This is a genomic window from Flavobacterium commune (assembly GCF_001857965.1).
Lineage (GTDB): Bacteria > Bacteroidota > Bacteroidia > Flavobacteriales > Flavobacteriaceae > Flavobacterium > Flavobacterium commune.
Window position 1 is genome coordinate 1,330,196 of the sequence record NZ_CP017774.1, and the last position, 13,291, is coordinate 1,343,486.

The window sequence follows — 13,291 nt, forward strand, 5'->3', positions numbered from 1 at the left end:
TGTGAATCTTTGCGAAACAAAAAAATCTATGAAATTATTTATAACAGGAATTGGTACCGATGTAGGTAAAACTATTGCATCAGCCATTATAACCGAAGCCTTAGAGGCAGATTATTGGAAGCCTATTCAGGCAGGAGATTTAAACACCTCAGACAGTCATAAAATAAAGTCTTTTATCTCAAATGGTAAAACGGTAATTCATTCAAACAGCTATGCTTTAAATACGCCAGCGAGTCCGCATTTGGCTGCTCAATTGGATAACATTGTTATTGATTTAGGAAAAATTGAAGAACCAGTTACAGAGAATCATTTAGTGGTTGAAGGTGCTGGAGGACTTTTTGTTCCACTGAATAATCAAGATTGCGTGATTGATCTGATAAAACCAGATTATAAAGTTATTGTAGTTTCTCGTCATTATTTAGGAAGTATCAATCACACTTTATTAACTATTGAAGCTTTGAAAAGTAGAAATATTGCCATTGCGGGAATTTTGTTTAATGGTAAAGAGAATCAATCTACAGAATCCATCATTTTGGAAAAAACAGCTTTAAAATGTATTGGACGAATTGACGAAGAACCCTATTTTGACCAAAATGTAATTCGTGAATATGCCGATTTATTTCGAAACGAGTTGTTGAAACTTCAATAGCAATGACAAAATCAATTTCAAATTTGAAATCAAAAATTAAATGAATTTAATAGAGAAAGACAGCCAATATCTTTGGCATCCATATACCCAACATAAAACGGCTCAAACCCCTATTGCAATTACAAAAGGCGAAGGTGCTTTGCTTTGGGACGAAAATAATAAAGAATACATCGATGCTATTGCTTCGTGGTGGGTGAATCCTTTCGGGCATAGTAATAAATTCATAGCCGATGCGATTTATAAACAATTAACGACTTTAGAGCATGTTCTCTTTGGAGGTTTTACACATGAACCAGCTGTAAAGGTGGCAGAAAAGTTGATTGAAATTCTTCCTAAAAACCAACAAAAAATATTCTTTTCTGATAATGGTTCGACTTCAGTTGAAGTGGCAATCAAAGTAGCTTTACAGTATTTTTTCAATAAGGGTGAGAAACGAACAACTATAATTGCTTTCGAAAATGCTTTTCACGGCGATACTTTTGCAGCTATGGCAGCAAGTGGAATTTCGTTTTATACCCAGGCTTTTCAAGGAATGTTTATTGATGTGGTGCGTATTCCGGTTCCGGTCAAAGGACAGGAACAGCAAAGTTTTGATGCTTTGAAAAAAGTGATTCAGGAGTATAATTGTGCCGGATTTATCTTTGAACCTTTGGTACAAGGAGCAGCTGGTATGGTAATGTATGAACCGAATGCTTTGGATGAGTTAATCCAAATTTGTGCAGCAAATAATGTGCTTACTATTGCGGATGAAGTCATGACGGGTTTTGGCAAAACAGGAAAAATCTTTGCTATGGATTATGCCGAGCAAAAACCAGATATGATGTGTTTGTCTAAAGCGTTGACAGGTGGAACAATTCCGATGGCGATTACCACTTTTACCCAGGAAATATTTGAAGCTTTTTATGATGATGATATTAATAAAGCCTTATTTCACGGACATACATTTACCGCAAATCCTACGGGTTGCGCTGCAGCATTAGCCAGTTTTGAATTGTTGCAAACTCCCGAAATGCAGGCTAATTTAGTTCGGGTAAATGCCAATCATTTGGCTTTTCAAGAACGTATTAAGAATCATCCAAAAGTTATTACGACCCGTGTTTTGGGGACTATTTTTGCATTGGAAATAAAGAAAGAAAACGAAGAAAGTTATTACGGAACGATGCGTACTAAATTATATAATTTCTTTATCGAAAACGGAATCATTCTGCGTCCGGTAGGGAATATTGTTTACATTTTACCGCCTTATATCATTACGGATGAACAATTACAAAAAGTCTATGAAGTGGTCGAAAATGCATTGGAAATAGTTTAAAGTTTAACCACGAAGAACACAAGGGAGGCGCTAAGAGCACTGTTAAAAAACTATTTCCTGTCCGTTTAAACCGTATTCTATTTTCAACTACTGATTAAATAAAAGCTTTGTGAACCTTGTGCTTTCTTTGTCTTCTTCGTGTTTAAATAGTTATCATTTTTACAAAAAACTTTGCGACCTTTGCGGTAAAATAAATTAGCCTTGTCAACAATAATTTCGATTACAGCTCTAGCATCCATTTCTCCTTTAGGTAATGACCAGAAAACCATTTGGAAAAATTATCTTTCTGAAAAGCATTTTTTTTCTAAAAAGCATTTAGACAATCAGGAAAGCTGGGTGGCTTCGTTAGATGAAAATTTACAGCAAATTGTGGCTGAATTGCAACAATCGGATATTAAATACAAGTCGTTAGACAAATCGGTTTTGTACGCCATGGCTGCTTCGCGTCAAGCGGTTGCAAATGCAGGCTGGGATACCAATTCGGTTTTTGGAATCAATATCGGTTCTTCGCGTGGCGCAACAGATTTATTCGAAAAACATTTTAAGGAATATTTGGAAACAGGTAAGGCGCAAACATTAGCTTCGCCAACAACTACTTTGGGGAATATTTCTTCTTGGGTTGGGCACGATTTGCAAAATACAGGGCCTGAAATTTCGCATTCTATTACTTGTTCTACGGCTTTGCATGCCCTTTTAAATGGTGTGGCCTGGTTGCGTGCCGGAATGGTTGATAAATTTCTTATTGGCGGAAGTGAGGCACCTTTAACTGATTTTACCATTGCTCAGATGCGTGCTTTGAAAATATATTCGCATAGTGAGGAAGAATACCCTAATCAGGCGCTGAATTTCGATAAAAAACTCAATTCGATGATTCTGGGTGAAGGAGCAGCAGTTTGTTGTCTCGAAATAGGGAAGAAAGAGAATGCTTTAGCTTTTATCGAAGGCATTGGCTATGCTACCGAAATTTTGGAGCACAATATTTCTATTTCGGCAGAAGCGAATTGTTTTCAGAAATCGATGAAAATGGCTTTGCAGAATATCAATTTAGAAGATGTTGATGTAATTGTAATGCATGCGCCAGGAACAAAAGCGGGTGATTTGACCGAGTATAAGGCTATTCAAAAAATATTTGGAGAAAACCTTCCGCTGTTAACTACCAATAAGTGGAAAATAGGCCACACTTTTGGTGCTTCGGGAATCTTGAGCGTTGAATTAGCCGTTTTGATGTTGCAACACAATCAATTTATTGGAGTACCTTTTGTGAATGGGCAAACACAAAGCAAACCGATAAAAAAAGTATTGGTAAACGCTGTAGGTTTTGGTGGTAATGCAGTGAGTGTTTTGTTGTCTATTTAAACAAAAAAAAGCAAATTCACGGATTATCAACGAATTTGAGGTTACTTGTAAATCTTAATTTCGAAAATTAAAAAATCAAACCTTTATTTTTAGCAGCTTTTACAAGTTCTACATCCTCTGCTCCTACTACATTAAGCAGCTCTTTAAGATTTAGTTTCCTGGATTCAATTGCATTTAATGATATCGGAATAAACTGAGGCATGTCCTGAATTTGAGTTCCTTTTGACAAATGAAACAAAATTTGCTTATCAAATAAATCAATCTCAATTGAGTTATCATGAGACTCCAGCATTGCCAAGATAGATTTACTATAATAAATTTGATCTTTTATTACCATATCAAAAGCAAGCAACAATTCATCAAAAGTTAAATCATTTTTTATCACCAAACCTCTTGGATTTACATTGTTAATCAAAGTTTTTAACTTCAAAAATTCCGTAAACATAGTAAGCATAATAATCTTACAATTAGGCATGTATTCCAAAATTAACTTAGCCAAATCTTCTCCCGAATAAAGATTCATTGCTTCATAAGAAGGCATACTAATGTCCAGAAAAGCAATATCAAAACTAACTTCAGGATTTGTGATAACGTGATAAGCAGATTCACAATCCTTGGCTTCTAAAATAGAAAACTCATATCGGTTAGGCTCATAACGGGTAATGGCGTTTTTATAGCCCTGAATAATAAAAGGGTGATCATCAACAATTAAGATGTTCTTTTTGAGCTTTGCTTCAGCAGTTTCAATTGTCATTTATTATTAGGTATTAGTTGTTGTTTCTAACGGAATTACAACCGTAATTGTTGTTCCTTCCCCTTTTTTAGATTTCACATTAAATTCACCATTACATTCTTTAGCTCGCGAAATCATATTTTGCAAGCCAATCCCTTTTTTCTTCAAATTAACATTAAAACCTACCCCATCATCAACGATAGTTAATTCGATATTGTTTCCCTGTTTTTTCAACTCTACCCTAACTGTTGTTGCACTTGCATACTTATTAATGTTTTGCAAAGATTCCTGGATAATTCGATATAAATTAATCTTTACTGAGTTGACAGCCAAATCCCATTTTATATTCGAATCAATACTGGAAAACAATTTACAGGAGAAAGTTTTTCGTTGTTCCTCAAAAAGATTATCTACAATTGCAACGAAGTTATTAATTAATTCTGATTTTTCCCTATTCAAATCATGTGAAATTTCACGAATATCCTGCTCAATATTTTTTAATTCAGCCAAATAAGCATTTCGCTGATCAACGGCTAAATCATCATTAAACCGATTCAAGCCTTCCAGATTCATTCGCACACCAAACATCCTACCCAAAACCCCATCGTGGAGCTCCTGAGCCACACGTTTTTTCTCTTTTACCCTATTGGCTTCAATAGTATTCTGTTGTGAAATCATTAAGTTATAAATATCCTCATTGGCTTTTTGTTGCTGTTGTTTGTACAACAACTCTCTGTTTTTAGTTTTTTGTGCTTTGATGATATACAAAAAGAGTCCCAAAATAGTCAAACCACTAAAGAAATAAACCAGATTTCGATTTTTAGTTTCTAAATCCGAATACTCTCCTTTAATGGTATCTGTTTCATATTGTATGCGGGAAAATTTCTCTCCAATTTTACGTTCATATTGTTGCAACTCTTCATTAATACGTATGTACTCTTTAGAGTAACTCGAAGCATTTTGAGGATCGATAGTTGTAATCTGTTTCAAAGAGAGCAAAGTCTCTCGTGGCATATTCATTTTTCTTGCTAAAACAAGTGCTTCTCTTGCAAACTGTAAAGATTTAGCCCCATCATTCTTAGAATGATAATACTCCGAAAGATGGATTTTATTTACTGGAATTTCTGAATTGAGTTTTAAACTATCTCTAATTTTTAAAGATTGGTAAAGCAAATCTGGCAAACTATCATTTTCACCTAATTTAAACTTAGAATAACCTAAATTATCCAAAAGTAATGCGTAAACACTAGGATCTTGATTATCCATTTTTTGTTGCTCGATTCCTTTTAAGAAATAATCACTTGCAACTTTATAGTTCTTTAATTTTACATACACTAAACCTAAATTCAAATAAGAAATTGCCTTAGTTTGGCTTATTCCTATTATTTGCATTCTATCAAGAATTTCCAATGCCTTTTTATGATATGAAATTGCATCTTGATACTCCCCCATACTATTATAGACCATACCTAACATATTATGGGCATCATAATTAATTTCGTTAGCCGCCTCATTTTCATCTTCCTTAATTATGCGAAGTCCCTTAAACACTTCTTTTTCACTTCCAATAAAATCACCCACTCTAAACAACAATTCCGCCTTATTGATAATTGTTCTCGCAAGTTGATAATTATCATTTAATGTAGCATAAATTTTTTCTGCCTTATAATAATACAAAAAAGCAGAATCAGAAACCGATTTTCGAAGATAATAATCTCCTAAATAACCATAAGCTTTCGCCATACTAATAGTATCACCAGCATTCTCAGAATTAGTTAACACTAAATTGACCGCTTTACTGTACTCCTTCCAGTCACCAATATTATAATATCTGTTAGCTATTTTAAAAAGATTTACTCTATGGAGAGAATCATTAGCCTGATTAACAACAATTTCATTAGCTTTTTGAATATACTCTAATCTTTTTTGTCGTGAAAGATTAAAATCATTCGCTAAAGTAAAATAAACTGGAAGACTATCATTGGATGTTTGAATTGATTGCTTATCTGTCTTTTTTTGGGTACATCCAAAAAAGACGAATAATAACATACAAAAAATTAATTTAATAGTATCTGTTTTCAATAGTAATGTTGAATTTTACCAAAAATACTAATTTTAAATTAGCTGTATAAAAAAAGCTACCATTTAGGTAGCTTTTTTATAAAAATTCTATATTTAAAAAATAGATGTACTTCTAATTAATTATCTGTTTTAATTTTTCTTGTTCCACCTTCATCACCTGAAGTATAATTATCTGTTTTAATTTTTCTCGTTCCACCTTCATCATTTGAAGTAAAATTATCTGTTTTAATTTTTCTTGTACCACCTTCATCACTTGACGTATAGTTGTCTGTTTTGATTTTTCTTGTTCCGCCTTCATTATTTGTTGAGGTTGTAAAAGATGTTAAGATCATCACTAAAGAGAAAAGTCCGATTGTTACGATAGATTTTTTCATGATTTGGGTTTTTATGTTTTAATACTTTTTTACTTGTTTATTGAAATCGCTTTTGTGCTTTTTCTTGTAGTAAAATTATATAGCTTACCCGTATTTCTATCGTGTTTTCAGGCGTTTATGGTAGAATGACTTTGTTTATGAGTGGATGAACCTCAAATCTTGGTAGATGACTATTTTTTAAATCTCTAAATAATTCCCGTTTGAGATTTCGGAAATAATAAGATCAATATTAGTCTTATAGGATTTAGAGAAAGGTATTTTTGCTGCTGAATTCTTAATGTAACACACTGCATTTCCAGTGTGAATTCTTGAAATAGACTGACTGTTTACAATATAACTGTTATGAATGCGTACAAAAGGAAAAGACAAAACACTTTCAAAATGCTTTAGAGTCTTGAATGCAGTAACCGTTTCTCCTGTATTTAAATGAATATCCGTCGAGTTATTATCAGCTTGTAAGTAACAAATATCCCTTGCATCGATATACCTGTAATCGCCATAAGATTTAATACATAAAATAAGTGGCTGAGTTAACGGAGCCGCATCATGCTGTACAATATAAGCTGGTTTTTCATCCTCTTCTTCTTTTACAACTTCCACAGCGGGAATTTCTTTTACGACAACAGTCTTATTTAATTTCAAAACCAGCTTAACAAAATCAATTCGAGCCAAAGGTTTCAACAAGTAATCAGTAACCTGATATTGGATTGCTTCAAAAGCCAAATCCTTCTTAGAGGTAGTAATTACAATTTTAGGAATAACATTTAGATAACGATACAACTCATTAATAAGTGCTAAAGACAAATTGCTTTTCTTATTTGCAGGGTCAATTTCAAGAAAAACCAGTTGCGGATTGGACTCTAATATTAAGTTCAAACCTTCTTCGTAATTATTTGCTGAACCCACAAAGGAAAGTTCTGAAAAACCATCAGCTACAGCTTTGGTCTCCAAAACATTTTCTTGATTGTCATCAATAATAACGTACGAATAATTCATTTGAGGCACTTCCTAAATTAAATTAGATAGCACAACATTAATAGTCGCCAAAATCTCTTTGGTCAAATCAAGTAAAATAGTAGTTTGGGGAAACTAGAAAAAAGCTGCTTTATCATTAAAATAATCAGCATTTTAACATCCTAAAAATAAGCATTTAACTTATTCTTGTAATTAGTTCACAATAGAAATCGATGAAGTGTTAATACTAATTGACAAAGAGTAAATAAATCCGACGAAGGACATTTTGAACTTTATTTTAGCAACAATTTATTACAATCATTTCTTACACAACACTATAGGAAACAAAAAAAGGCTCTCCGTTTTGGAGAGCCTTTTGCCATTAAACATGAAAAACGATTACATTTTCATCAACCAGTTTCTCATCGAAACTTCATTTTCAATAATCGATTTTAAATCGGCTATTTTAACACGATCTTGTTTCATTGTATCTCTATGACGAATAGTCACCGTTTGATCTTCTACAGTTTGATGATCTACTGTAATACAAAATGGAGTACCTAACGCATCTTGTCTTCTGTAACGACGACCAACTGCATCTTTCTCATCATAAGCCACGTTGAAATCCCATTTCAAATCGGCAATAATTTGATGTGCAATTTCCGGCAATCCGTCTTTTTTAACTAATGGTAATACAGCAGCTTTAGTTGGAGCCAAAACTGCAGGCAATTTCAACACTGTTCTTGTCGAACCATCTTCCAAAGTTTCTTCCTTTAAAGAAGTAGCAAAAACTGCAAGAAACATTCTGTCTAATCCCACAGAAGTTTCCACCACATAAGGAACGTAATTTTCATTCAGTTCAGGATCAAAATATTGTAATTTTCTTCCTGAATATTGTTCGTGTGCTTTTAAATCAAAATCAGTACGCGAGTGAATTCCTTCCAATTCTTTGAATCCAAATGGGAAATTAAATTCGATATCAGCTGCCGCATTGGCATAGTGAGCCAATTTTTCATGATCATGGAAACGGTAATTCTCTCTTCCTAAACCTAAGGACAAATGCCATTTTAAACGAGCTTCTTTCCAGAATTCATAATGCTTCATTTCTTCTCCCGGACGTACAAAAAATTGCATTTCCATTTGTTCAAATTCACGCATACGGAAAATGAATTGTCTGGCAACGATTTCATTTCTAAATGCTTTACCTGTCTGAGCAATTCCAAAAGGAACTTTCATTCTTCCTGATTTTTGAACATTCAGAAAATTCACAAAAATTCCCTGAGCTGTTTCCGGACGCAAATACAAATCCATCGCCGAATCAGCAGAAGCACCTAATTTAGTACCAAACATCAAATTGAACTGCTTTACTTCAGTCCAGTTTCTGGAACCTGATTCCGGGCAAGCAATTTCCAACTCCTCGATTAAAGCTTTTACATCAGCCAAATCTTCATTTCCAAGAGAACGAGCCATTCTTTCCAGAATTTCTCTTTCTTTAGCCTTATATTCAACCACTCTGGTATTTGTCGAAACAAATTCAGCCTCGTTGAAAGCATCTCCAAAACGAACTCTTGCTTTTTCGATTTCTTTAATTGCTTTTTGATTTAGCTTTTCGGCATAATCTTCAATTAAAACATCGGCTCTATATCGTTTTTTCGAATCTTTATTATCAATCAATGGATCGTTAAAAGCATCTACGTGTCCTGAAGCTTTCCATGTAGTTGGGTGCATTAATATTGCAGCATCAAGTCCTACAATATTATCGTTCATTTGAACCATTGCTTTCCACCAATACTCGCGGATGTTCTTTTTTAACTCAACTCCGTTTTGTGCATAATCATAAACTGCACTTAAACCATCGTAAACTTCGCTTGACGGAAAAATAAATCCGTACTCCTTTGCATGCGAAACTACATTCTTAAAAATATCTTCTTGTTTTGCCATAGTGGTGCAAAAATATAAAAAGTGATTTTAAAAAAAAGAAAAAATTAAAGTTTGAAGCATTGATTTTTATATTTTTAGAATAAAAATCGCTTTATATGTTTAAAAGCATCCTAAATCTATTCTTCCCAAAAAGCTGCTCAGCCTGTGATGCTATTTTACTCGCCAACGAAAAAGTAATTTGCAGCATTTGCCGGCACCATATTCCGCTTACCAATCATCATTTATTAACAGAAAACGAAGCTTTTAAAAAATTTTATGGTCGAATTTCGGTCGAATACGCTTCAGCATTTCTTTATTTTCATAAAAAGGGAATTGTGCAAAAACTAATTCACAATTTAAAATACAAAGGTCACGAAGAAATAGGAACACTTCTGGGCGAATGGTACACCGAAGATTTAAAAGAAACTATTTCGTCTCTAAAAGCCGATGAAATAATTCCGGTTCCGTTACATCCAAAAAAGTTTAGAGAAAGAGGCTACAATCAGGTAACTACTTTTGGAAAATCACTTGCCGAAAAACTGGAACTCAATTATAACGAGACCATTTTATTTCGAAAAGTATATTCAAAAACCCAATCCAAGAAAAATCTATTAGGCAGAACCGAGGGAATTGAAACTGTTTTCGATGTTCATTTCAGTGAAAAAGACCACAATAAACATTTTGTCATTATTGACGATGTAATCACAACAGGTGCCACACTCGAAGCCTGCGGTCGTGCCTTATTGAAAATTCCCGGAGCTAAAATCAGCATTATTTGTATGGCAATGGCACAATCTTAAGTCGTTAAAAAATAACAAAAAACCACATTATCCAATTTATTTAACGAACAAGTATTTCCAATTCCAAACTTAAATGTTTAATTTTGGATAAATTTTTTATAAATCCTTAAATAAAATATCATGGCTTTTGAATTACCGCAATTACCTTATGCGTATGACGCACTAGAACCACATATTGATGCACGTACAATGGAAATTCACCATACAAAGCATCATAATGCTTATACTACTAACCTTAACGCTGCCATTGCCGGTACCGATATGGAAGGTAAAACAATTGAAAACATCCTGATTAACCTTGATATGGCAAATGCTGCTGTACGTAACAATGGTGGAGGTTTTTACAACCACAATCTTTTTTGGACTGTAATGTCTCCTAACGGTGGCGGACAACCAACTGGAGATTTATTAGCCGCTATCGAAGCTGCTTTTGGATCATTCGAAGAATTCAAAGCTAAATTTGCCAAAGCTGGAGCAACACAATTTGGTTCAGGATGGGCTTGGTTATGTGTTCAAAAAGGTGGAAAATTAGATGTTTGCGGAACTCCAAACCAAGACAACCCATTAATGCCAGGTGTTGGATGCGGTGGAACTCCAATCTTAGGAATGGACGTTTGGGAGCACGCTTACTACTTAAACTACCAAAACAGAAGACCTGATTATATCGAAGCTTTCTTCAATGTAATTAACTGGACTGAAGTAGCTAAAAGATTTGCTTTAGAAAAATAGTCTGAAGAAAACAGAATAAAGATTATAGGAAATAGACGAACGAACCTTGAGTTTGTTCGTCTATTTTTTTGTTCTTATCCTAAGTTAATTTTGTTTTTTTAAAACTTTATTCTAATAAAAAAGACGAACAAATTATATAATTTGTTCGTCTTTCCTCTTTATTCTATTTTCTATTCTGACTTTATTCCAATAAAAAAGGTGGAATTGCTTCCACCTTTTTTGCCCCAAATCTACCATAAACTTAACCTACTAATATTATGGTATATCAAATTTATGGCGATAATATATTGTACACAAACATTCAGGACAAACAACCTAAAAAACCGACAAATAACTCAATTTATCAATTAGTAAGCTCTTGCATCCTTACCTTCGTAAAAATTCATAAAAGCACGGTTTACAACCCTGTTTCCACCAGCTGTAGGATAATCTCCCGTAAAGTACCAATCTCCTAAATTCTTAGGACAGGCAATGTGTAAATTCTCTACCGTTTGGAATATAATTTTAACCTCAGCTTTAATTGAAGACGAACTCAACATCTCGGCAATTTTATCTGAAATCTCCTGATCTGTGAATGAATCATAAATAGCGGTAACATAATTCACTACATCGGTATCTTTATAATTCTCCTGCGCCTTACATTTAGCATATACCTCGTCAACAATATGATATAGATTTCTTTCTTTCAAAAGTTCAAGAGCCGCTCTAAAAGCAACCAAACCTTCTAATTTAGCCATATCAATTCCGTAACAATCCGGATAACGAATTTGTGGTGCCGAAGAAACAATCACTATTCGTTTTGGATTCAAACGATCCATCATCTTAATGATACTCTTTTTAAGAGTCGTACCTCTCACGATACTATCATCAATAATAACCAAATTATCCGTTGGCTTAATCACTCCGTAAGTCACATCGTAAACGTGAGCTACTAAATCATCACGACTATCATCAGCAGTAATAAAGGTTCTTAACTTAGCATCTTTAATAGCTACTTTTTCAGTTCTAATTTTTACCGCTAACAACTCCTGTAAAGTTTCGGCAGTTAAAGTATTTCTATTAGCTAAAATATAATTATTCTTTCTTTGATTTAAGAAATCCTGAGCTGCTTCAACTAATCCGTAAAAAGAAGTTTCAGCAGTATTAGGAATATAAGAGAACACCGTATTATCAGTATCCTGATCAATAGAATCAAGAACTGCAGGCAAAATTAATTTTCCTAAATTCTTTCTTTCCTGATAAATTTCGGCATCACTTCCTCTTGAGAAATAAATTCGCTCGAAAGAACAAGCCTTTTTAACTGTTGGAGTTAAAATTTCTTTCATAGAAACCAATCCGCTTTTCTTGATAATCAAAGCACTTCCCGGATCAATTTCATTTACTTTATCAAATGGCACATTGAAAACCGTTTGAATAACCGGTCTTTCCGAAGCTACAACTACAACTTCATCATCCTGATAATAATAAGCCGGACGAATTCCTGCCGGATCTCTAAAAACAAAAGCGTCTCCGTGTCCTAAAAGCCCTGCCATTGCATAACCTCCATCTAAATTCTTAGATGCTCTGGTTAAAATTCTGGCAATATCTAATCTTTCAGCAATTACAGGCGAAGCCTCACGCTTATTATAACCTTCATTTTTACATTCCTGATACAAATCAGTCACAGCATTATCAAGGAAATGTCCTATTTTTTCCATTACCGTAACCGTATCTGCCATTTCTTTTGGATGCTGACCTAAATCAATAAGATTTTGAAAAAGCTCTTTAACATTAGTCATATTAAAGTTTCCTGCCAAAATCAAATTTCTATGCATCCAGTTATTTTGACGCAAGAAAGGATGCACACTCTCGATACTGTTTTTTCCAAAAGTACCATAACGAACGTGTCCTAAAAACAATTCTCCTATATAAGGAATGTTTGCTTTTTGTGCCGCCACATCATCCGCATACTCAGGATGCGAAGTCATCTCCTCATTAATTCGCTCATTAATTTGAGCAAAAACATCCTGAATAGGTTGCGCCTGATTAGAACGTACTCGACTAATATATCGTTCACCAGGTTCAACATCTAGTTTTATACTTGCAAAACCGGCACCATCCTGCCCACGATTGTGCTGTTTCTCCATCATTAGATACATTTTTTGTATCCCGTAAAAAGCAGAACCGTACTTCTCTTTGTAAAATTCAAGCGGTTTCAGTAGTCTAACTAAAGCTATTCCACATTCATGTTTTAAAGCATCGCTCATTGTAGTTGTATTTGTGTTGTTGTATTATTCTGTTTTATCAAACTTTATTTATAAAGTTTACTCTGTTGTTTTAGAATTACAAAATTCTATTTTTTCTGCCTTTATATACATTAATCTAAATTAAGAAATCCACTTA

The 13,291-nt window shown here is 33.9% G+C and carries 11 protein-coding genes; 5 read left to right on the forward strand and 6 right to left on the reverse strand.

What is annotated here, in order from left to right; genetic code table 11:
* The first annotated feature begins 28 nt into the window (after positions 1–28).
* From bioD to BIW12_RS05535, 3 genes are all read left to right on the forward strand, one after another.
* Positions 29–649 carry a dethiobiotin synthase gene (gene bioD, locus BIW12_RS05525; RefSeq protein WP_071184181.1) on the forward strand — a complete coding sequence of 207 codons (621 nt, stop codon included), beginning with the start codon at positions 29–31 and terminating at the stop codon, positions 647–649.
* 40 nt (positions 650–689) lie between these two features.
* The gene (gene bioA / locus BIW12_RS05530) at positions 690–1,961 is read left to right on the forward strand and encodes an adenosylmethionine--8-amino-7-oxononanoate transaminase (protein WP_071184182.1); all 1,272 of its coding nucleotides are present in this window, start codon (positions 690–692) and stop codon (positions 1,959–1,961) included.
* Positions 1,962–2,162: 201 nt separating this feature from the next.
* Positions 2,163–3,317, forward strand: coding sequence for a beta-ketoacyl synthase N-terminal-like domain-containing protein (locus tag BIW12_RS05535; RefSeq protein ID WP_071184183.1), 1,155 nt, complete (start codon positions 2,163–2,165; stop codon positions 3,315–3,317).
* Positions 3,318–3,384: 67 nt separating this feature from the next.
* On the opposite strand, the gene BIW12_RS05540 is transcribed toward BIW12_RS05535, so the two are convergent.
* The 5 genes from BIW12_RS05540 to BIW12_RS05560 all read right to left on the reverse strand — a co-directional run bounded on the left by BIW12_RS05540 (position 3,385) and on the right by BIW12_RS05560 (position 9,401).
* The gene (locus BIW12_RS05540) at positions 3,385–4,071 is read right to left on the reverse strand and encodes a response regulator (protein WP_071184184.1); all 687 of its coding nucleotides are present in this window, start codon (positions 4,069–4,071) and stop codon (positions 3,385–3,387) included.
* Positions 4,072–4,077: 6 nt separating this feature from the next.
* The gene (locus BIW12_RS05545) at positions 4,078–6,099 is read right to left on the reverse strand and encodes a tetratricopeptide repeat-containing sensor histidine kinase (RefSeq protein ID WP_071186167.1); all 2,022 of its coding nucleotides are present in this window, start codon (positions 6,097–6,099) and stop codon (positions 4,078–4,080) included.
* Positions 6,100–6,248: 149 nt separating this feature from the next.
* Positions 6,249–6,506 carry a hypothetical protein gene (locus tag BIW12_RS05550; RefSeq protein WP_140486358.1) on the reverse strand — a complete coding sequence of 86 codons (258 nt, stop codon included), beginning with the start codon at positions 6,504–6,506 and terminating at the stop codon, positions 6,249–6,251.
* Between the two features lie 177 nt (positions 6,507–6,683).
* Complete coding sequence (locus BIW12_RS05555; protein WP_071184186.1) at positions 6,684–7,502, reverse strand: LytR/AlgR family response regulator transcription factor; 819 nt, start codon at positions 7,500–7,502, stop codon at positions 6,684–6,686.
* Between the two features lie 357 nt (positions 7,503–7,859).
* Positions 7,860–9,401, reverse strand: coding sequence for a glycine--tRNA ligase (locus BIW12_RS05560; protein ID WP_071184187.1), 1,542 nt, complete (start codon positions 9,399–9,401; stop codon positions 7,860–7,862).
* Positions 9,402–9,496: 95 nt separating this feature from the next.
* Here BIW12_RS05560 and BIW12_RS05565 point away from each other — a divergent pair, with 95 nt between their 5' ends.
* Together BIW12_RS05565 and BIW12_RS05570 are read left to right on the forward strand one after the other, a co-directional pair.
* Positions 9,497–10,180 (forward strand): ComF family protein, encoded by a 684-nt coding sequence (locus tag BIW12_RS05565; RefSeq protein ID WP_071184188.1) that lies wholly within the window; start codon positions 9,497–9,499, stop codon positions 10,178–10,180.
* A gap of 120 nt (positions 10,181–10,300) precedes the next feature.
* Complete coding sequence (locus BIW12_RS05570) at positions 10,301–10,909, forward strand: superoxide dismutase (RefSeq protein WP_071184189.1); 609 nt, start codon at positions 10,301–10,303, stop codon at positions 10,907–10,909.
* 347 nt (positions 10,910–11,256) lie between these two features.
* On the opposite strand, the gene BIW12_RS05575 is transcribed toward BIW12_RS05570, so the two are convergent.
* Positions 11,257–13,155: an amidophosphoribosyltransferase gene (locus BIW12_RS05575; protein WP_071184190.1), complete on the reverse strand. Its 1,899-nt coding sequence runs from the start codon at positions 13,153–13,155 to the stop codon at positions 11,257–11,259.
* Positions 13,156–13,291 lie beyond the last annotated feature (136 nt).